Here is a 20527-nt window from a genome sequence, read left to right on the forward strand (position 1 = left end):
GGCGAAACCTACCCCGGGCACGGAGCCAAAAGGAGTACGGGTCCGGGGGCGGGGCCGGGGACAATGGGCCGGTGCGTTACGCGATTCTCGGTACGGCCCAGGCAAGCGGCGACGACGGAACCCCCGTCGCCGTCGGCGGAACACGCCTGCGGGCGCTGCTGACCGCGCTCGCGCTGCGCCCGGGACGGGCGGTGCCGGTGCACCTCCTCGTGGAGCAGGTGTGGGACGGCGACCGCCCGGCGGACGCCCCCGCCGCCCTCCAGGCCCTGGTGGGCAGGCTCCGCAGGGCGCTGGGACACGGGGCGGTGCGCTCGGTGGAGGGCGGCTACCTCCTCGTCGCCGCGAGCGAGGACGTCGACCTGTACCGCTTCGAGCGGCTCGTCCGGTCCGCAGCCGCGGCGCAGGACCCCGCCGAGGCGGCCGCCCGCTACGACGAGGCCCTGGCGCTGTGGCGCGGACCGGCACTGGCGGACCTGCCCGAATCGGCGGCCGAGTCCGCCCGCTGGGAGGCCGTACGCATGGACGCGCGCCGGGGCCGGCTCGCGGCGGCCCTGGCCCTGGGCCAGGCCGAGCGGGCCCTGCCGGAGCTCACCGCCCTGTGCGGGGAGCGCCCGCTGGACGAGCCGCTGCAGGTCCTGCGGATCCGGGCGCTGCGGGACACGGGCCGGGCGGCGGAGGCACTGGCCGCCTACGACACCGTCCGGCGGCACCTCGCCACCCGCCTGGGCACCGACCCGGGGCCGGCCCTGCGCGCCCTCCACACCCAACTCCTCGCCCCGGCCCCCGCCCCGGCCCCCGCCCCGGCTCCGGACCCGCACTCCGGCCCCGCTTCCGGTGTGTACTCCGCCCCGGCCGCCGGCCCGCATTCCGCCCCGGCCGGGGGCCCGTACCCCGGCCCGGTCTCCGGCTCGCATTCCGGTCCGGCCTCCGGCTCGCATTCCGGTCCGGCGCTGGGCGCACACTTCGTCCCGCCCCCCGGTCCTGTCTCCGGCTCACACCTCGTGCCGATCCCCGGTCCCGTCTCCGGTTCGCCCTTCGTCCCGGTTTCCGGTCCGGCCGGTTCGGGGGACGGGGGCCGGAGCCCGTTCTCCGGGCCGGGGAACCTGCGGGTGCGGCTGACCAGCTTCGTCGGGCGCGAGGACGACATCCGGGTCATCGGCGAGGACCTCGGGCGGGCCCGGCTCGTCACCCTGCTCGGGCCCGGCGGGGCCGGGAAGACCCGGCTGTCCCAGGAAGCCGCCGAGCACGCCGCCCAGGCATGGCCCGACGGCGTGTGGTTCGTGGAACTGGCCCCCGTCGACGATCCCGAGGACGTCGCCGAGGCCGCCCTCACCGCGCTCGGCGCGCGCGAGACCAAGCTGCGCGGCGGCGCCGCCGAGGAACTGCGGGCGCTGACCGAGCGGGCCGGGGACGAGCCCCTCGAACGGCTCGCGGAACACTGCGCCCGCCGCCGCATGCTGCTGATCCTCGACAACTGCGAGCACGTCATCGGCGCCGCCGCCGAACTCGCCGAGGAACTCCTCGCCCGCTGCCCCGGCGTGCGGATCCTGGCCACCAGCCGCGAACCCCTCGCCGTGCCCGGCGAGTTCCTGCGCCCGGTGGAGCCGCTGCCCGACCCCGTCGCGCTCCGGCTGCTGGGCGAGCGGGGGGCCGCCGCCCGGCCCGGCTTCCGCACCGACGACGACCCCGGGGCCGCCGCCGAGATCTGCCGCCGCCTCGACGGGCTGCCGCTCGCCATCGAGCTGGCCGCGGCCCGGCTGCGGCTGCTCACCCCGCGCCAGATCGCCGACCGGCTCGACGACCGCTTCCGGCTCCTGACCGGCGGCGCCCGTACCGTACTGCCCCGCCAGCAGACCCTGCGCGCCGTCGTCGACTGGTCCTGGGAGCTCCTCGACGACCGCGAACGCACCGTGCTGCGCCGCCTGTCCGTCTTCGCCGGCGGCTGCGACCTCCCCGCCGCCGAAGCCGTGTGCGACGACCCCGACACCCTCGGCGTCCTCGGCTCCCTCGTCGACAAGTCCCTCGTCGTCGTGGCGGCCCCCGGCCCCGACGACACCGGCATGCGCTACCGGCTCCTGGAGACCGTCGCCGAGTACGCCGCCGAGCGCCTCGCCGAGGCCGACGGGGACCGCGCCGCCGCCGAGCGCCGCCACCTCACGTACTACCGCGAACTCGCCCGCACCACCGAGCCGCTGCTGCGCGGCCGGAGCCAGCGGGAGGCCACGCGGCGGTTCGCCGCCGAGTACGAGAACCTGCGTACCGCGCTGCGCCGCGCCATCGCCGCCCGCGACACCGACGAGGTGCTCTGCCTCGTCCACTCCCTCGCCTGGTACTGGACGATGCACGACCTGCGCACCGAGTCCCGGCACTGGTCCACCGCCGCCGCCGCGCTCGGCCCCGACCCCTTCCGCGCGCCCGTCGTCCCCGCCGAGCCGGTGTACGCACAGATCGTGGACACGCCCCCGCCGTACAGCGGGGAACTGCTCGCCGAGGCCTGGCGCGGCATCCGGCTGATCCAGCTCGCCTCCCGCGACCAGACCAACGCGCACTGGGCCGATCCGGAGGTCCGGGAACAGATCGAGGGGATCGTCTCCGCCTACCGGCCGGGCCTGCCGCAGACCTGCCGGAACCCCGCAGGCCTGTGGGTCTTCGCGGTGATCATCGCCGGGGAGTCGGAACTGCTCCAGCAGGTCCTCGACGCCTCCGTGGACACCGCCCGGGAGCTGGACTACCGCTGGGAACTGGCCGCCGCCCTCCAGGTGCGGGCCAACTGGCTCGCCAACCGCGCCGCCTGGTCCGGGGACGCGGCCCGCGACGCGGACGAGAGCCACGCCCTCTTCGAGTCGCTGGGCGACGACTGGGGCTGCGCCGAGGCCCTGTCCGCCCGCGCCGAATCCCGCGAGAAGCGGGGCGAGTACGCGGCGGCCGCCGAGGACTTCCGGGCCGCGATCGAGCACGCCGAGCGGCTCGGCGCCCTGTCCCAGGTCGCGGTCCTGCGCGCGCGGATGGCCGGCACCCTCGTCGAGGACGGCGCGATCGCCGAGGCGGAGGAGATCCTCACCGAGATCCTGGACACCCCCCTCACCTACGGCAACGAAGCGCTGCCGGCCGCCCGGATGTTCCTCGCGAGCGTCTACGGCCGCACCGGGCGCATCCCCGAGGCACACCTGCAACTCCGGACACTGCGCGAGGAGTTCGCGTTCGGCGCCTTCGCCGTCTTCGACGGGTTCCTGCTCGGCATGATGGCCTGGCTGGACAACGAGGACGGCGCGTACGCGGACGCCCTCGACCACCTCCGGAAGGCCGCGGGGCTCGCCCTGGACCCCCTCGCCGTCATGGTCGCTCCGCAGATGCCCGCCGTGTACCTGCTGACGGCGGCCCGCTCGCACGCCGGCCTCGGCGGCGGGCGGCACTCGCACGCCGCCGCGCGGCTGCTCGGCGCGTACCGGGCGCTCCTGCCGGCCCAGCACTTCCCGGTCAGAACGGAACGCGAGGACGCGGCCCGCGCCGAGGAGCTGACGCGCGCCGCGCTTGGCGACGCCGCGTACGAGGCGGCGTACGCCGAAGGCGGCGGCCTCACCCTGGAGGAGGCCACCGCCCTCATCTGACCCGGCCCCCCGTGCGGGGCCCGTCCGGGACGCGATCCGGAACGGACCGACGTCCCGGATCAGGTCTTCTGGCGGAACTTCCGGACCGCCAGCGGCATCGTGACCGCCGTGATGGCCACCGACCAGATCAGGGTCACCGTCACGGGGTGGGCGACCGCCCCGCCGTTGATCAGGCCACGGGCCGCGTCGGCCAGGTTGGACAGCGGGTTGTAGTCCGTGAAGGTCTGCAGCCAGCCGGGCATCGTCGACGGCGGTGCGAAGATCGAGCTGCCGAACTGCAGCGGCATCAGGACGAGCATCGCCATGCCCTGGACGGCCTGCGCGGTCTTCATGGTGAGACCGAGCAGGATGAAGATCCACATCAGCGAGGCGCCGAAGACCGCCGACAGGCCGATGGACAGGAACAGGTCGAACACCGAGGTCTTGATCGACAGGCCGAGCAGGAAGCCCACGGTGAGCAGGATCGCGATGGCCACCATCATGCGGCCGAGTTCGACGACGATCTTGGCGATCAGTACGGACGACCGGGCGATCGGCATGGACCGGAAGCGGTCCATCACACCCTTCTTGAAGTCGTCGTTGACGCCGGTGCCGACGCCCATGGCGATGTTCATGCCCATCATGGCCATCAGGCCCGGGACGACGTAGTTGACGTACGCCTCCTGCTGGCCCTTGCCGGAGATCGCGCCGCCGAAGACGAACACGAACAGCAGCGTGAAGATGATCGGCATGAACAGGACGTCGAACATCGACTCCGGGTCCTGCTTGATCTGGAGGGCGTTGCGCCGCACCAGGGCGCCGATGTGGCGCAGGTTGGCGCGCAGCCCGATCCGGCCGTCCTCGGCCGGGGCGGACGCCGTGGCCGCCGTGGCGGTCGCGGGCTTGGTGGTGGTGACGGTGCTCATGCCGCGACCTCCTCGGTCTGCTCGGTGGGAAGGGACTCCTCGGCCAGGGTGGGCCGCTGGCCGGTGATGGCCAGGAACACCTCGTCGAGGCTGGGAAGGTAGGTGCCGAGATCGGCGATCCCGTACCCGCGGGCGGCCAGCAGGCCGACCACGGCGGTCAGTTGCTCGTCGCTCAGGATCGGGACCAGCAGCACGCCCTCGTCCGGGACGGCCTGCGAACCGGCGACGCCGTCGAGCCCGGCCTCCGCCAGCGCACGGGCCATGCCCGGCAGGTCGGAGGCGTCGGCGGGGCGGATCTTCAGGGTCCGGCCGCCGACGCGGGCCTTCAGCTCGTCGACCTTGCCGTTGGCGATGACCTTGCCCCGGTCGATGACCGTCAGCTCGCTCGCGAGCTGCTCGGCCTCCTCCATGTACTGGGTGGTGAGCAGGACGGTGGCCCCCTCGGCGACCATCCGCTGCACCTCGTCCCACACCTCGTTGCGGGTACGGGGGTCGAGGCCGGTGGTCGGCTCGTCCAGGTACAGCACGGCCGGCCGGCCGATCATCGAGGCGGCCAGGTCGAGCCGGCGGCGCATGCCGCCGGAGTAGTTCATCGCGGCCTTCTTCGCGGCCTCGGTGAGCGAGAACCGCTCCAGCAGCTCGTCGGCGCGGGAACGGGCCTCCTTGCGGGACAGGTCCAGCAGCCGGCCGATCATGTAGAGGTTCTCCCAGCCGGAGAGCTTCTCGTCGACCGAGGCGTACTGGCCGGTCAGGCCTATGGTGCGGCGCAGCTGCCGCGGCTGGCGGACCACGTCGTAGCCGGCGACGGTCGCGGTCCCGGCGTCCGGGACGATCAGGGTGGACAGGCAGCGTACGAGGGTCGTCTTGCCGGCGCCGTTGGGCCCGAGGACCCCGAGGACCGTGCCCTCGCGCACGTCCAGGTCGACACCGTCCAGGGCTTTGGTCTCGCCGTAGTGCTTGACCAGTCCCCGCACCTCGACGGCGTGCGAGCCGTTCACGGGATTCTTGTCGTTTCGCGTCATGTCCCTCATGGGACCATCCGCCACCGACAACGCACCGACAGGCGACCGACAGGGCGCCGACAGCCCGCCGACGACACGTCGGCGGGCTGTCGGGCGGGTGCCCGTCCGATCAGTGGAAGCTGTGCTCGGCCTGCGGGAACGCTCCGCCGACGACGTCCTCCGCGAAGGCCTTCGCCGCGTCGGTCATGGTCGCGCGGAGGTTCGCGTACTGCTTCACGAACTTCGGCATCTTCCCGCCGGTCAGGCCCATCATGTCGGTCCACACCAGCACCTGCGCGTCGCACTCCGCGCCGGCGCCGATGCCGACCGTCGGAATGTGCAGGGACCGGGTGACCTCGGCGGCCAGCTCGGCGGGGACCAGCTCCAGCACCACGGCGAAGGCGCCCGCGTCCTGCGCCGCCTTGGCGTCGCGCAGCAGCTGGTGCGCGGCCTCGTCGCCGCGGCCCTGCACCCGGTAGCCCATGGCGTTCACGGACTGCGGGGTCAGGCCCAGGTGGGACATGACGGGGATGCCGGACTGCACGATCAGCTCGGTCTGGTGCAGCGAGCGCTCGCCGCCCTCCAGCTTCACGGCCCCGACACCGGCCTCCTTCACGAGGCGGGTGGCGCTGCGCAGCGCCTGCACGGCGCCTTCCTGGTACGAGCCGAACGGCAGGTCGCCGACGACCAGGGCCCGGCCGGTGCCCCGTACGACGGCCGCCGACAGCAGCGTCATCTCCTCCATCGTCACGGGGACGGTGGTTTCGTAGCCCAGGTGACAGTTGCCCATGGAGTCACCCACGAGGATGACCGGGATGCCGGCCTCGTCGAAGACGGACGCGGTCATCGCGTCGTAGGCGGTGAGCATGGGCCACTTCTCGCCGCGCTCCTTGGCGAGGGTGAGGTCGCGGACGGTGATCCGCCGGGTGCCCGAGCCTCCGTACAGGGTGGGGGAGGCGGCTTCGCGGGCAGGCGAAACGGCATGCGTCATTGCAACTGCTCCTTGTGTCATCTCGAGGCGCCCTCACGGCGTCCCCGGACTCACCCACCATGGTGGCACCTGCCCGGGCCGTGGCGAAAGTGGTGCGGGGACCGGTGCGTCACACTCCCGGCCCTCGCGAGGCCCGCTCATGGTCCCCTCATGGCCCACTCATGGCCCCCTCATGGTCCCTTCCCGGGGCGTTCAGCGCGCGCGAGAGCGAATGTGCGCGTTTCGTGACAAGCGGAACCTCGGCCACACGGCCGTTCGTCCTTGCGGACGTACGGCCGGATGACGGCACGGAAGGCTTCGTCGATCGCCTAGGGTCAACATGCGGGGACGGAGCGCAAGCACGGCAGCGAGGGCAGTGGCATGGCACAGGCGTACATGACGGAGACGGGGAACGGCGGCTCGGAGCCCGAGCCCTCCGGATCCCGCCTCCGGCGCCGACTGGCCGGGCTGCGCCATGACCGGGGCGTCTGGCGGCGCGGGATCGTGACGGCGGCCCTGGCCGCCCTGGTCTCGCTGATCATGATCTTCCACGCCGAGCTGCCGAACGACGTCGGCAACCTCGGCAGCCTCACCGAGACCTTCCTGCCCTGGCTGGGCCTGGCCGTGCCGCTCCTGCTCGCCGCGGCCGTCGTCCGCAAGTCGGCGACCGCGCTGATCGCGATACTGCTGACGGCCGTCGTCTGGGTGAACCTGTTCGGCGGCCTCGTCCTCGGCAAGTCCGGCTCCGGCGGCAACCTGGTGGTCGCCACCCACAACGTCGACGCGGACAACCCCGACCCGCGCGGCACCGCCGCCCAGGTCGCGAAGTCCGGGGCCGACGTCCTGGCCCTGACCGAGCTCAAGGGCGGTGTCGTCCCCGTCTACGAGCGGGCCCTGTCCGGCACGTACAAGTACCACGCCGTCGAGGGCACGGTCGGCGTGTGGAGCAAGTACCCGCTGAGCTCCAGCTCGCCCGTCGACATCAAGATGGGCTGGACCCGCGCCATGCGCACCACCGTGGACAGCCCGCACGGCCCCATCGCGGTCTTCGCGGCCCACCTGCCCTCCGTACGGGTCAAGCTGAACGCGGGCTTCACCGCCAACCAGCGCGACAACAGCGCCGGGGCCCTGGGCGCCGCGCTCGCCGCCGAACCGCTGAAGAAGGTCATCCTGCTCGGCGACCTCAACGGCACCATGAACGACCGCTCGCTGTCCGAGGTCACCTCGCAGATGCGCTCCACGCAGGGCGCGGCGGGCGACGGCTTCGGATTCAGCTGGCCGGCCCAGTTCCCGATGGCCCGGATCGACCAGATCATGGTCCGCGGGATCACGCCGGAGGCCTCCTGGACCCTCCCGCGCACGGGCAGCGACCACCTCCCGGTCGCGGCCCGCCTGACCGTACGCGCGTAGGCCCGCCCCGGGACGGACGGAAGGGCCGGGCCGCCGGAGCGGCGCGGCCCTTCCCCGTCCGGGCCGGGCCCGGCGGCTAGGCCTGTTCGCGCCAGCCGTTCGTGATGGGCAGGCGGCGGTCCTTGCCGAAGCCCTTCGCGGAGATCTTCGTGCCCGGCGGGTACTGGCGGCGCTTGTACTCCGCCGTGTCGACCATCCGCAGGATCTTCGCGACGAGCTCCGCGTCGAAACCGGCCGCGACGATCTCGTCCAGGCCCTGGTCGCGGTCCACGTACAGTGCCAGGATCGCGTCGAGCACCGGGTAGTCCGGCAGCGAGTCCGTGTCCACCTGGTCCGGGCGCAGCTCGGCGCTCGGCGGCTTGACGATGGAGTTCTCCGGGATGGGCGGGGTCTCGCCGCGCTCGGCCGCGGCCCGGTTGCGGTACTGCGCGAGCCGGAACACGTCCGACTTGTAGACGTCCTTGATCGGGCCGTACGCGCCCACCGAGTCGCCGTACAGGGTGGAGTAGCCGACGGCCAGCTCCGACTTGTTGCCCGGGGCCAGCACGATGTGGCCCTCCTGGTTGGACACGGCCATCAGCATCGTGCCGCGCAGCCGGGACTGGAGGTTCTCCTCCGCCAGGCCGGTCAGGCCGAGGGAGCCCATGTACGCGTCGAACATCGGCTCGATCGACACGGTCCGGAAGTTCAGGCCGGTCCGCTCGGCCAGGTCGGCCGCATCGCCCTTCGAGTGGTCCGAGGAGTACTTGGAGGGCATGGAGATGCCGTACACGTTCTGCGCGCCGATCGCGTCGCAGGCGATGGCGGCGACGAGCGCGGAGTCGATACCGCCGGACAGCCCGATCAGGACGGAGCGGAACCCGTTCTTCCTGACGTACGCGCGCAGGCCCACGACCAGCGCGTCGTAGACCTCCTCGTCGTCGTCCAGGCGGTCGGCGTACCCGCCGGTGACCACCGGCTCGTACGGTTCCACCGGCTCCTCGGAGAGGATCACGCGGTCGATCCGCAGCCCGTCGTCGACAACGCCCTCCGGGGCGTCGGGGCGTGCGGCCGGCAGGTCGAGGTCCACCAGGACGCAGCCCTCGGAGAACTGGGGGGCGCGCACGACGACTTCGCCGGAGGCGTCGACGACGATGGAGTCGCCGTCGAAGACCAGCTCGTCCTGGCCGCCGATCATCGCCAGGTAGGCGAGGGTGCAGCCGGCCTCCTGGGCGCGTTTGCGGACCAGTTCGAGGCGCAGGTCGTCCTTGTTGCGCTCGTACGGGGAGGCGTTGACGGAGATCAGCAGGCCGGCCCCGGCGGATCGGGTGGCCGGGACGCGGCCGCCCTCCTGCCAGAGGTCCTCGCAGATCGCCAGCGCCACGTCGACACCGCGCACCCGGATGACCGGCTGGGTGCCGCCCGGCACGAAGTACCGGAACTCGTCGAACACGCCGTAGTTGGGCAGGTGGTGCTTGGCGAACCGGAGGACGACCTGCCCGCCGTGGAGGACGGCGGCCGCGTTCTCCGGGGAGCCGGCCGGGCGGCCGAGGCGCGGGGCGGCCTTCTCCGTACGGTCGAGGTAGCCCACGACGACCGGCAGTTCGCCGAGGCCCTCGGCCGCCAGCCGCTGCGCGAGCTCGCGCAGCGCGGAGCGGGAGGCCTCGACGAACGAGCCGCGCAGGGCGAGGTCCTCGACGGGGTACCCGGTCAGCACCATCTCCGGGAACGCCACCAGGTGGGCGCCCTGCTCGGCGGAGTGCCGGGTCCAGTGGACGACCGAGTCGGCGTTGGCGGCGATGTTGCCGACCTGCGAGTCGATCTGATTCAGAGCGAGGCGAAGTTGAGGCACGGGACCCAGTCTAATCGTCTTTCTGACGCGATGTCCTGGATCCCGTGCTTCCGGTGTGCTCCCGCGGTGCTCCGGCCGGCTCCCGCCGGGCTCCGATCGTGGCCGGATCAGCCGATGGAGCCGCTGAACTTTGCGTTGGGCATCAGGACTCCGGGCGAGATGTCGGCGCTGATGCGCTCGGTGCCCTCGGGGACCTCGAAGGCCACGACTCCGCTCGCGGACTCGCCCGGCAGGATGTCGCCCCTGATCATCTTCGGGACCTCGCCGTCGAAGACGAGCTTGGCGGTCATGCCCTTCTCGTCACGGACGTTGGGCATCGCGTAGATGACGTTGTGCGCGGCGGACGAGCCGTTGGTGATGGTGAGCGTCATCTCCACGGCGTTGCCCACGTCGGAGTACTTGTTCTTCGTGACGTACTTCTTCGGCGTCGAGAGGGTCACCTTGATGCCGTTCGGGTACGTGAACGTCTCGCCGAACGGCAGCGGCGTCGTCATGCCGGGGACCTGCGAGGGCGAGGGGGAGGGGGAGGGCGTGGGCCTGGCGAACGGCGGCCTGGTCGGGCCGAGGTCGGCCGGCAGGTCCCGGCCCTCGTCGCGGCGGTGCTCGGCCACCTTGTCCATGACGGTGGCGGTCAGGACGAGGCCGCCGGCGGAGGCGCCGAGGCCCAGGAGGCCGAGGACCGCGCCGACGATCGCCATCGTCTTGCGCGGGGCTCCGTTCCCGGCGCGGACGATGCCGCCGATGCCCAGGCCGATGGCGACGAGCGCCATGAGGCCGCCGGCCCAGAAGAGGATCGGCAGGATGCCAATGACGATGCCCGCGATGCCGAGGACCAGGGCGGCGACGGCCAGGCCGTTGGTGGGCTTGGCGGGCGCGACGCCCCACGGGTGACCGGGCGCGGCGTGGGCGCCCCACGGGTTCGGGGGCGGAACGGGCGCGCCGAAGGAGGGGGCCGCGGGCACGGGTGCGGTCGGCGGCGCGAAGGACCCGGCGGGAACGGACCCGGGCGCGGGCGGCGCGAAGGCGTCGACGGGCCCCGGGGCCGGGGCGGGCGCGGGCGCCGGGCCGGGCGCGGGCTGCGACGGGCCGACGGCGGCCGGTGCGGGCTGCGGCGGGTCGGCCGGGGCCGGTCCGGGGCCGGGCGCCAGGGCCGTGACCGGCTCGGGGGCCGCGGCGGGTCCGGGGGTGGCCGCCGGCTCGGGTGCAGGCGTGGGGGTCGGCTCGGGCTCCGGCTCGGCCTCGGGTGCGGGCGTGGAGGTCGGCTCCGGCTCGGGCTCCGGCTCGGGCCGGGCTTCGGACCCCGGCGTCGGCGCGGGCGCGGGCTGCGGGGACTTGTGGAGCGACAGTGGCTGGGCCGGCCCGGAAGCCGGCTCCGGTATGGGCGCGCCCTCGGGTTCCGTCGGCGGGCCGGACGGGCTGCTGGGCGGGTTCGGGGGCGTGCTCATACCTGGCGGAAGTCCTCACGGGGGTGGTGTGCTCGGTGATCACCAAGCCTGCCATGCGCCCCGGACAGCTCCAAGGGGATTGGCTCCCGGCCCGTGGACCGGGAGCCGCACCCGCTCCGGGGGCTACCGCAGGTAGCCGAGCACCGTCATCATCCCGGCCTCCGAGTGGTACACGTTGTGGCAGTGCGTCATCCACAGCCCGGGGTTGTCGGCGTCGAAGTCCACCGTCAGCTTCTCGCCCGGCAGGACCAGGGCGGTGTCCTTGCGGGCGCCGCCCGCGTCACCGGCGAGGGCGAAGGTGTGCCCGTGCAGGTGCAGCGGGTGGAACATCGTCGTCGAGTTGTCGAACACCAGCCGGACCCGCTCGCCCGCCTTCACCGGGTGCCGCTGGTCAGGGGTGTACGGCTTGCCGTCGAAGGCCCAGTCGTACTTCGCCATCCCTCCGGTCAGCTTGAGCCCGATCGTGCGGTCCGGCGTACGGGGCGCCAGGGCGGCCGACGGCGCCGCACGCAACCCCGCCGCCGTCAGCGGCCTGCCGGACAGCTCGGCGGGCCGGGTCTCCGCGGTGGGCGCCGTCCCCTGCCCGGTCCGCAGCAGGGCGAGTGCCGAGGCCGACGCGCCCTTGCCCTCGGCGAGCGCGGTCAGCGGGAACACCCCGTCCTGCGCGGTGACCAGGACGTCGTACCGCTCGCCCATCCCGAGCAGCAGGGAGGCGGCCTTCGCGTGCTCGACCGGGTAGCCGTCGGTGTGGGTGACCGTCAGTTCGTGGCCGCCGAGGGCGATCCGGAAGGCGGTGTCCCCGCCGGCGTTGACGATCCGCAGCCGGATCCGGTCGCCCGGCTTGGCGGTGAACACCGACGGGTCCTGCGCCGTCCGGCCGTTGACCAGGTAGTACGGGTACGCGATGTCGCCCGGGTCCTTGCCGAGGACGTCGCTCTCCCCGCCCATGAGCATCCGCGCGGGCGCGCCCCCGGCGGGGGGCGGGGAGGCGGCGGCGCCGTGGTGGCCGGCGTGCCCACCCGCTGCCGGGGCCGAGCCGGAGCCGGTGCCGGTGCCCGGTCCCCCGTCCATGCCCTTGCGGAGTTCGGCGAGGACGGCGTCCGGGGTGGAACCGTCCACTCCGTCGAGCCAGTCGTCCAGTACCACCACCCACTCCCTGTCGTAGGAGAGGGGCTCCTTCGGGTCCTCGACGATGAGCGGCGCGTACAGGCCCCGGTCCTGCTGGACCCCCGAGTGCGGGTGGAACCAGTACGTGCCCGGGTGCGGGACGGCGAACCGGTACGTGAAGGACGCGCCCGGCGCGATGTCCCGCTGGGTCAGGCCCGGCACCCCGTCCATGTCGTTGCGCAGGGCGAGGCCGTGCCAGTGCAGCGAGGTGGCCTGCGGAAGGTTGTTGGCCAGGGTCAGGGCGAGGGTGCCGCCCGCGGTGACCCGGACCTCCTGGCCGGGCAGCTTGTCCCCGTACGCCCAGGAGCGGACGGTGAGCCCGCCGCCGAGGTCGAGCGGGGTGGCGGTGGCGGTCAGCCTGACTTCGGAGACCGGTCCGGTGGCCTTGCGGGCGGCTTCGGCTGCCTGCACTTCGGGCCCGGCGGGATCGACGTAGCCGCCCGGCGTCGCGGCCGGGGAGGAGCCGTCGTGGTTCATGGAGCCGTGACCCATGGCGGCGTGGTCCGCGCCGGACGTGCCGGAACCGCCGGAGCCGTCGGAGCAGGCGGCGAGCAGCCCCGAACCGGCGAGGGCGGCGGTGGCGCCGAGAACGGCGCGGCGGGTGGGAAGAGAGCGCATGGAAGCACCTCGTGTGGTGTGGTCGAACGAGTGGAAGGGCGCCGTCTGCTGCCGCCGCCGGTCTGCGCGCGCGGTCACGGGCATGCGGGGGCGGCAGCGGGCCCGTCCCTATACGCGCAGTACCGCCAGCCGGGTGAGGAGTTCGCGGGGTGAGGGCGGGTCCGGTCCACCGGACCGGCCCGGCGCGCGGGCCGCGCCCCCGAGCGGCGCGGCCTCGCGGCGGACGGCCGGTCCGGCGCCCAGGACCAGCAGGGTGAATCCGCCGAGCACGGCCAGGCACACCGACATGGGGTCCATGCCGGTGCCGTGCGGCGGAGCCTCGACGGCGGGCCCCCGCCCGGCGGCCCCGACGTCGCCCTGCGGCGCGCGGTCCGCGGCGGAGCCCGGGGCGGCGGCCGCGGTGTGGTCGGCGGTGAGGGGCGCGGGGTGGTCGGCGGTGGGGGGCGCGGGGTGGTCGTCCGGCGCGGCCGTCGTGTGGGCGGGGGCACGCACGGCCGGGGCAACGGCGGCGGCCGTCGTCGCGTCCTCCATGACGTGGGACCGACTCGGATGGCCCAGGGTGTGCATGGTGACGATGCCCAGGAGCAGCGCGGCGAGCAGCAGCAGCCGGGGCCACCGGGCTGCTCGCCGGTCGGTGCGCGGGGCAGAGCGCGTCATGCGCGGAACCCTACCCCGGGTGGGTATCTGATCGTAGGACCGGGTCCGCCGTGTTGAGGATGATGCGCAGTATGTCCACCGAGCCCGAGAAGGGGTTCTCCGCGAGGAGCGCAGGGGCCGTCGCCCTCCTCATCGGCCTGGGCGCCGCCGCGTACACCGCGTGGGTGCTCGAAGTCGTCCTCTCGACCGGCCTGAACCCCATAGAGACGTACGTCAGCGAGCTCGCGGCCCAGGACCAGCCGCTCGGCGGGCTGTTCCGGGCCACCGATTTCACGGCCGGCGTGCTCGCCTTCGCCGGCGGCCTGCTCGCCCTGGCCGGACTGCTGCGCCGCGCCGGGGACCGGCGCCCCGGGCCGCGCCCGTGGTCGGTCGCCGGCTGGGCCGGCGTCACCCTCTTCGGGGCCGCCACCGCCGCCGACGCCTGGCTCCCGCTGAGCTGCACGCCCACCGTGGACCCCGGCTGCGCCGCCCGGGAGACCGCCGGCCTCGTCCCGGCCACCCATCAGGCCCATGCCATCAGCAGCAGCCTCGCCATGACCGGCGCCCTAGTCGGGATCGTCGCCCTCACCTTCGCCGCCCGCCGGTACGGCCGGCACGCCCCGCTCGCCCGCCGCGGACCCGCCCTGGTCGTCCTGGAACTGCTGGCCACCGTCTGGACCCTGTCCGCCATCGCCCTGTTCACCGCCGGGCGCGGGACCTGGGCACTGGGCGCCGGGCAGCGGCTCCAGGTGCTGTTCGTCGCGCTCTGGCTGGGCCTGCTCGCCCACTCCGTCCACAAGGAGCGCCGCACATGACGACCGGCTGTTTCGTCCGGGTGGACGGCGTCCCGCTGCACGTCGTCGTGGAGGGCGGCGGGGCTCCCGTGGTGCTGAGCGCCGGGCTCGCCATGGCCTGGTTCGACTGGGACCCCGTCGCCGAGCTGCTCGTCGCGCAGGGCCGCACCGTGGTCCGCTTCGACCGCCCCGGACACGGCCTGAGCGCCCCGGCCACCGCCCCGTCGACCGCCGCCGGGGAGGCCCGCCGGATCGCCGGGCTCCTCGACGCGCTCGCTCTGACCGGGCCCGTCACCGTCGCCGGGCACTCGATCGCCGGGTTCCACGCCGAGGCCTTCGCCCGCCTGTACCCCGGCCGCACCACCGCCCTGGTCCTGGTCGACACCAGCATCGAGGAGGACCCCCGGAGCGTCCTGCCCGCCGCGGTGCGCACCGGCGCCGCCCGGGTGTTCGGCCGGGCCCTGACCGCCGCCGGGCTGCCCGCCGCGCTGGGCCCGCTCGCGCGCCGCGCCGCCGTACGGGCCTCCCGCACCGGCGGCGGCGACCGTCCCCCACCCTCGGCGGGGGGACCTCCAGCGGCGGCGGCGGACCTCGTACGCCGCTGCTACCGCACCGGCCGGGTCTGGCGCGGCGCCCTGCTGGAGAACTCCCGCTACCCCGAGACCGCCGCCGAGGTCCTCGCGCTGCGGACCGGGCGCCCGCTGGCCGTGCCCGCCACCGTCCTGGCCGGGTACGACGGCTCGGCGGGGCGGAGGGCGCTGCGCTGGCTCGCGCGCCAGGCGGAACTGGCCGACCGGCTCGGCGCCCGCTTCGAGGTCGCCGAACCGGCGGGGCACCTGGTCATGCTGGACCGCCCGGACCGGGTGGCCCAGGCGGTCCTGGACGCCGCCGTGCCTTAGCCGTCACGGCCCCGTTGCCGTCACGTAGCCGTAGCCGTCACGTGGCCGTCACGGTCCCGTCCGTCACGCTGCCGTGGCCGTGGGGGTGGCCGTCGCGGGGCCGGTGACCGTCGCCGTGTCGCTGTGCGGCGGTCGTCGTGCTCGTGCGGTCTGGGTCAGCGCCTGGCGTAGACCTTCTCGACGAAGCCCGCCAGCTGGTGCTCGTCGAGGTGCTGGGCCAGGTCGGCCTCGCTGATCATGCCGACCAGCTTCTTGTCCCTGATGACCGGAAGCCGCTTGATCCGGTGGCTCTCCATCTCGTCCAGCACATCGGTGACGTCGGCGCCCGCGTCGATCCAGCGCGGGGTGCCCTGAGCCATGTCACCGCAGGTCATCTCGGCCGGGTTCAGCCCCTGGGCCACACAGTTCACGACGATGTCGCGGTCGGTGATGATGCCGCACAGCCGCTCGTCGGCATCGCTGATGGGCAGGGCGCCCACATTGAGCCGGCTCATCAGCCGGGCGGCCTCCTCCAGGGTCGCGGTGGCCGGGAGCCACTGGGCCCCGGGGTGCATGATGTCTGCCGCGGTGGTCATTGCCGCCTCCTGAGCACGCCGGTGCGGCCGGACGCGGACGCGCCCGTCCCGGCACCCTCGGGAGGCCGGTTGGGGGGAGGGCCTGATGAGGGCGCCTCCCACCACCGTACGGGCGTGGCCCCTCACCCGCGAGGTGCAGCTCCGCGCTGTTTCAGCATGTCCGCCATGAGGGTGATCTCCGACTGCTGCGCCTCGACCATGCCCTGGGCCAGCGCCCGCTCGGCGGGGGTCTTGCACTGCGCCGCACAGCCCCGGGCCATCGCGACACCGCCCTTGTGGTGGTCGGTCATCAGCTGGAGGAAGAGCACCTCCGCGTCCCGGCCCTCGGCGGCGCCGAGCTGCGCCAGCTCCTCCTTGGTGGCCATGCCGGGCATCAGCGCACCGGGTTTGGTGACGGCGCCGCCCATGTCGTGGCCGCCCATGTCGTGCCCGGCCATGTCCTGCCCGCTCATGTCGTGCCCGGCGTGCCCCCCGCTCTGCTGCTCCGTGGAGGCCATCCAGGACATCGGCGGCTCGCCGGCCACCACCTTCGGCAGTCCCCACAGGTCCAGCCAGCCCAGCAGCATGCCCCGCTGGTTCGCCTGCGTGTTGGCGATGTCGTACGCCAGCCCGCGGACCGCCTCGTCCTTGGTGCGGTCCCGCACGACGAACGACATCTCCACCGCCTGCTGGTGGTGCACGGCCATGTCCCGGGCGAAGCCCGCGTCCGGCGAGTACAGGCCGGGTGCGCGGGCCGACGTACCGGGGTCCCCGTCGTCGCCGCCGCTCGCGGAGGCGACCGTGGCCGCGACCGCGAACAGCAGCGCGATCAGGACGCCCGTCCCGGCCACCCAGTACGTACGGGCCGTACGGGTCGTTCGGGCCGTACGGGTCACTTCTCGCCCAGCCCGCTGGTGCAGGCCGCGCCCGGCTCGGGGGTCTGCGGGCCCTGCACGTACTTGGTGAAGAACTGGGCGACGCGGGGGTCGTCCGCCTTGTCCACGGTCAGCTGCTTGCCCCAGGCACTCAGCATGATCGTGCCGGCCTGCTCCTTGTCCGGGCTCATCAGCGTGTACGGGGTCTTGGACACGGTCCCCGCGAGGGTGTCCACGTCCCCCTTGGACGCCTTCTCGTTGTACGTCACCCAGACCGCGCCGTGCTCCAGCGAGTGCACGGCGTTCACCTCGGGGACCGGGTTCTTGTAGACGTCGCCGTTGCAGTTCATCCAGCGGGGGCTGTGGTCGCCGCCGACCGGCGGGTTCATCGGGTACGTCACGGGGGTCTCGACGTGGTTGCGGCCCAGCGTCTTCGCGTCCCAGCTCTGCTCACCGGTCACCGGGGCCTTGCGGGCCGCCGCCGCGGTGTTCGCCTTGTCCTTCTTGTCGATCATCACCCACGCGCCGAAACCGATGAGCCCGGCGGTGACGGCCGCCGCGGCCGTGACCGCGAGGGCCGCGTTGCGCCGCTCACGGGAGCGTTCGGCGCGGCGCATCTCGGCTATGCGGGCCTGGGGGGAGTTGCCGTCGTACGGGGTCCTGCTGGCCATGTGCCCTGAATCCTTCTGCTGAGGGGGGTGGAGGGATGGATCCGGTGGAGCGCGGTACGGCGCCCGGACCCGTCAGGTCCGCAGTACCTGGAGGGCATGGAGGTCGGGGGCCCGGGCGAGCGTCCCGGACGGCCGGGCCGGCCCGGCGCCGGTCGTGCGCGCGGCGGGCGGTGGGGCCGAGCCCGGCACGGTCACGGCGGGCGGCGGCGCGGGCAGTACGCCTCGGGCCACGTGCGAGAACGGGGAGCAGCCAGGCAGCTCGCCCGGGGACACGCAGACGGCGTGCGCCCCGTGCCCGCGTACGGCACCCGCCGCGGCCGGCCCGCCCGCCCCGGACGCGCCCGCCACGGACGCGCCGCCCGCCACGGGGTGCGGCTCGCCCGGCCGGACGCACAGGAACAGCGCTCCGAACAGCACGGAAAGGGCGACCACGATGACGGCGCGCCGACGTACGTGACGCCCGATGCGCGCGTGTCGTGTGTGCTCCCGGCCCCCCATGGGCGCAGATGGTAATGCTCATGACGGGCCTGAGGTCAGTGCGGGGGTGCCACCAGCTTTCAAGGGTGCGTAATGTGGCGGAAACCGCGGCTGGCGATACTGGGCCCGCCCGAGTGTGCCCCCGCCCTCGGGGGAGGTGGTACACAGGCCGTCTGAACTGCGAGGATGAAGGCATGGACAAGCAGCAGGAATTCGTCCTCCGGACGCTTGAGGAGCGCGACATCCGCTTCGTGCGCCTGTGGTTCACCGACGTACTGGGCTTCCTGAAGTCCGTCGCGGTCGCCCCCGCCGAGCTGGAGCAGGCCTTCGACGAGGGCATCGGTTTCGACGGCTCGGCCATCGAGGGCTTCGCGCGGGTCTACGAGTCCGACATGATCGCCAAGCCGGACCCCAGCACGTTCCAGATACTGCCGTGGCGCGCCGAGGCCCCCGGGACCGCCCGGATGTTCTGCGACATCCTGATGCCGGACGGCTCCCCCTCCTTCGCGGACCCGCGCTACGTGCTCAAGCGCATCCTGAACAAGACCTCCGACCTGGGCTTCACCTTCTACACCCACCCCGAGATCGAGTTCTTCCTGCTGAAGGACAAGCCGCTGGACGGGACCCGCCCGGTGCCCGCCGACAACTCCGGATACTTCGACCACACTCCGCAGAACGTCGGCATGGACTTCCGCCGCCAGGCGATCACCATGCTCGAATCGATGGGCATCTCGGTCGAGTTCAGCCACCACGAGGGCGCCCCGGGCCAGCAGGAGATCGACCTCCGCTACGCCGACGCGCTGTCCACGGCGGACAACATCATGACCTTCCGCCTCGTCATGAAGCAGGTCGCGCTGGAACAGGGCGTCCAGGCCACCTTCATGCCGAAGCCGTTCTCGGAGTACCCGGGCTCGGGCATGCACACCCACCTCTCCCTCTTCGAGGGGGACCGCAACGCCTTCTACGAGTCGGGCGCCGAGTACCAGCTCTCCAAGGTCGGTCGCTCCTTCATCGCGGGCCTGCTGCGCCACGCGGCGGAAACCGCGGCGGTCACCAACCAGTGGGTCAACTCGTACAAGCGCATCTGGGGCGGCTCCTCCCGCACGGCCGGCTCGGGCGGCGAGGCCCCCTCGTACATCTGCTGGGGTCACAACAACCGCTCGGCCCTGATCCGCGTCCCGATGTACAAGCCGGGCAAGACGGGCTCCGCGCGGGTCGAGGTCCGCTCGATCGACTCCGGCGCCAACCCGTACCTCACGTACGCGGTCCTCCTGGCGGCCGGCCTCAAGGGCATCGAGGAGGGCTACGAACTCCCGGCGGGCGCCGACGACGACGTCTGGGCCCTCTCCGACGCGGAACGCCGCGCGATGGGCATCGAACCCCTCCCGCAGAACCTCGGCGAGGCCATCTCCCTGATGGAACGCAGCGAACTGGTCGCCGAAACCCTCGGCGAGCACGTCTTCGACTTCTTCCTGCGCAACAAGAAGCAGGAGTGGGAGGAGTACCGCTCGGAGGTCACGGCCTTCGAGCTGCGCAAGAACCTCCCGGTCCTGTAACGGCAGGTCAGAGAGGGTTACCGACGAATCGATTCCGTGGGGTCGGCGGTTGTGGACCGTCGGCCTCGCGGCGTCTCACAGCTCCTGGGCCGTCCCTGGGCCGTCGATGCCGTGATCCCCTGTGCCGAGAGCGCTAACGCACGCCCTTGCCGCACGTGCGAGGGAGTCTCTAGGGCCAAATGGCGGTGACCTCAGCATCCCGTACTTCGCTACTCCCGGCAGGAGCGAAAGGTACGGTATTGAGAGGGTGAGATCTGTTGAGAAGGCCTAGAGCGTATCCGATGACATGTGTAGGTGATTGGTCATCTGTGTGACACGCCCAGTCAAGCCTCATGCCATTGATTTCCTGTACGCCAGTACCCTGAACCCAAACGCAGTGCAGAGTCTGCTTATGTTTGACAGGGTCTCTGATTTCGATTGCCCAAGGCTGGGTGAGCTTGTTGGTTGGGCGTGGATCGAACGATGGCCCGCTCCATTCTGGAGTCTCTAGGATTACTGGATTTCGATCCCAAGGTGCCGACATGCACGCAACGACATTGTTGTCGGGCGCCGCATATGGCTTGTACCAACAGGGATCGAGGATCTGGTTGCCTGCGGTGCAGCGCCAGGCATTCGGGTCCAGGGTGCCAGCCGCACCCGTAAAGCATTTCGCATTTTTGTATCGACGGCCTTCTTTGAAGGGCGGCAGTAGCCGGCCTTGTTCGTCGAACAAGCGGAGATAGTGCACTTTTGTGGGCCCCAAGCCCGGCTCTGATGCGGTGCACTGAGTCACAGCTTGCTGAACAGCGATTCCTACGAATGCCACAATGGCAACGCCGATCAGCTTTTTTACGTTCTCGGCTAACCAGCTCCGGAAACGCAGCCAACGACTTCGTGTGTCATTGCCCTGTCCGTTGGTTCCACCCGGAGTGCCGCTGCCTGTGTCGGAACCACCGGAGCTAGGGATCTCTCCGCTTCTCATATCGGGTATTATCGGACAGTTTGCCTGTGAGGCGCGTCGGGCGCATGCGGGCCGAATGGGTCGATCACCGCGACTTGACCCCTCTAGTCGCTCTTCCTGGCGCGCGAAGCCGGGCAGGCCGCCGGCCCGGGTCTCGGTCTCTGACGGCG

At 72.7% G+C, this 20527-nt stretch carries 16 protein-coding genes; 5 read left to right on the forward strand and 11 right to left on the reverse strand.

The window, feature by feature from the left end; genetic code table 11:
• Positions 1-71 precede the first annotated feature (71 nt).
• Positions 72-3608, forward strand: a complete 3537-nt coding sequence (locus ACIPK4_RS10030) for an AfsR/SARP family transcriptional regulator (RefSeq protein WP_402310775.1) — start codon at positions 72-74, stop codon at positions 3606-3608.
• Between the two features lie 59 nt (positions 3609-3667).
• Here ACIPK4_RS10030 and ACIPK4_RS10035 read toward each other — a convergent pair whose 3' ends face one another.
• From ACIPK4_RS10035 to panB, 3 genes are all read right to left on the reverse strand, one after another.
• Entirely contained in the window at positions 3668-4513 is an 846-nt protein-coding gene (locus ACIPK4_RS10035; protein WP_402310778.1) for an ABC transporter permease, read from the reverse strand.
• A complete protein-coding gene (locus tag ACIPK4_RS10040; protein WP_376196101.1) occupies positions 4510-5544 on the reverse strand; it encodes an ATP-binding cassette domain-containing protein in 1035 nt (344 codons plus the stop codon). The genes ACIPK4_RS10035 and ACIPK4_RS10040 overlap by 4 nt, the downstream gene beginning before the upstream one ends.
• Positions 5545-5644: 100 nt before the next feature.
• Positions 5645-6505, reverse strand: coding sequence for a 3-methyl-2-oxobutanoate hydroxymethyltransferase (gene panB / locus ACIPK4_RS10045; RefSeq protein WP_385189449.1), 861 nt, complete (start codon positions 6503-6505; stop codon positions 5645-5647).
• Positions 6506-6865: 360 nt separating this feature from the next.
• Between panB and ACIPK4_RS10050 the strand changes: the two genes are divergently transcribed.
• The gene (locus ACIPK4_RS10050) at positions 6866-7894 is read left to right on the forward strand and encodes an endonuclease/exonuclease/phosphatase family protein (protein WP_402310782.1); all 1029 of its coding nucleotides are present in this window, start codon (positions 6866-6868) and stop codon (positions 7892-7894) included.
• Between the two features lie 76 nt (positions 7895-7970).
• On the opposite strand, the gene ACIPK4_RS10055 is transcribed toward ACIPK4_RS10050, so the two are convergent.
• The 4 genes from ACIPK4_RS10055 to ACIPK4_RS10070 all read right to left on the reverse strand — a co-directional run bounded on the left by ACIPK4_RS10055 (position 7971) and on the right by ACIPK4_RS10070 (position 13612).
• The gene (locus ACIPK4_RS10055; protein WP_402310784.1) at positions 7971-9725 is read right to left on the reverse strand and encodes an NAD+ synthase; all 1755 of its coding nucleotides are present in this window, start codon (positions 9723-9725) and stop codon (positions 7971-7973) included.
• A gap of 107 nt (positions 9726-9832) precedes the next feature.
• The gene (locus ACIPK4_RS10060; RefSeq protein ID WP_402310787.1) at positions 9833-11170 is read right to left on the reverse strand and encodes a hypothetical protein; all 1338 of its coding nucleotides are present in this window, start codon (positions 11168-11170) and stop codon (positions 9833-9835) included.
• Between the two features lie 123 nt (positions 11171-11293).
• Positions 11294-12955 carry a multicopper oxidase family protein gene (locus ACIPK4_RS10065; protein ID WP_402310789.1) on the reverse strand — a complete coding sequence of 554 codons (1662 nt, stop codon included), beginning with the start codon at positions 12953-12955 and terminating at the stop codon, positions 11294-11296.
• 108 nt (positions 12956-13063) lie between these two features.
• The gene (locus tag ACIPK4_RS10070) at positions 13064-13612 is read right to left on the reverse strand and encodes a hypothetical protein (RefSeq protein ID WP_402310791.1); all 549 of its coding nucleotides are present in this window, start codon (positions 13610-13612) and stop codon (positions 13064-13066) included.
• A 71-nt stretch (positions 13613-13683) separates the two neighbouring features.
• Here ACIPK4_RS10070 and ACIPK4_RS10075 point away from each other — a divergent pair, with 71 nt between their 5' ends.
• Positions 13684-14406, forward strand: coding sequence for a DUF998 domain-containing protein (locus ACIPK4_RS10075; protein WP_402310794.1), 723 nt, complete (start codon positions 13684-13686; stop codon positions 14404-14406).
• Positions 14403-15284, forward strand: coding sequence for an alpha/beta fold hydrolase (locus ACIPK4_RS10080; RefSeq protein WP_402310797.1), 882 nt, complete (start codon positions 14403-14405; stop codon positions 15282-15284). Before ACIPK4_RS10075 ends, ACIPK4_RS10080 begins: the two co-directional genes overlap by 4 nt.
• 155 nt (positions 15285-15439) lie before the next feature.
• Here the strand turns inward: ACIPK4_RS10080 and ACIPK4_RS10085 are convergent, their stop codons facing one another.
• From ACIPK4_RS10085 to ACIPK4_RS10100, 4 genes are all read right to left on the reverse strand, one after another.
• Positions 15440-15859 carry a CBS domain-containing protein gene (locus tag ACIPK4_RS10085; protein ID WP_402310800.1) on the reverse strand — a complete coding sequence of 140 codons (420 nt, stop codon included), beginning with the start codon at positions 15857-15859 and terminating at the stop codon, positions 15440-15442.
• A gap of 122 nt (positions 15860-15981) precedes the next feature.
• A complete protein-coding gene (locus ACIPK4_RS10090; protein ID WP_402310803.1) occupies positions 15982-16734 on the reverse strand; it encodes a DUF305 domain-containing protein in 753 nt (250 codons plus the stop codon).
• A complete protein-coding gene (locus ACIPK4_RS10095) occupies positions 16731-17384 on the reverse strand; it encodes a DUF3105 domain-containing protein (RefSeq protein WP_376196918.1) in 654 nt (217 codons plus the stop codon). The genes ACIPK4_RS10090 and ACIPK4_RS10095 overlap by 4 nt, the downstream gene beginning before the upstream one ends.
• Positions 17385-17456: 72 nt before the next feature.
• Complete coding sequence (locus tag ACIPK4_RS10100) at positions 17457-17882, reverse strand: hypothetical protein (RefSeq protein WP_402310804.1); 426 nt, start codon at positions 17880-17882, stop codon at positions 17457-17459.
• A gap of 173 nt (positions 17883-18055) precedes the next feature.
• On the opposite strand from ACIPK4_RS10100, the gene ACIPK4_RS10105 reads away from it, so the two are divergent.
• Positions 18056-19417 carry a glutamine synthetase family protein gene (locus ACIPK4_RS10105; protein ID WP_054223036.1) on the forward strand — a complete coding sequence of 454 codons (1362 nt, stop codon included), beginning with the start codon at positions 18056-18058 and terminating at the stop codon, positions 19415-19417.
• Positions 19418-20527 lie beyond the last annotated feature (1110 nt).

Origin of the sequence: Streptomyces sp. NPDC086989 (genome assembly GCF_044745505.1) — a bacterium.
Taxonomy (GTDB): Bacteria; Actinomycetota; Actinomycetes; order Streptomycetales; family Streptomycetaceae; genus Streptomyces.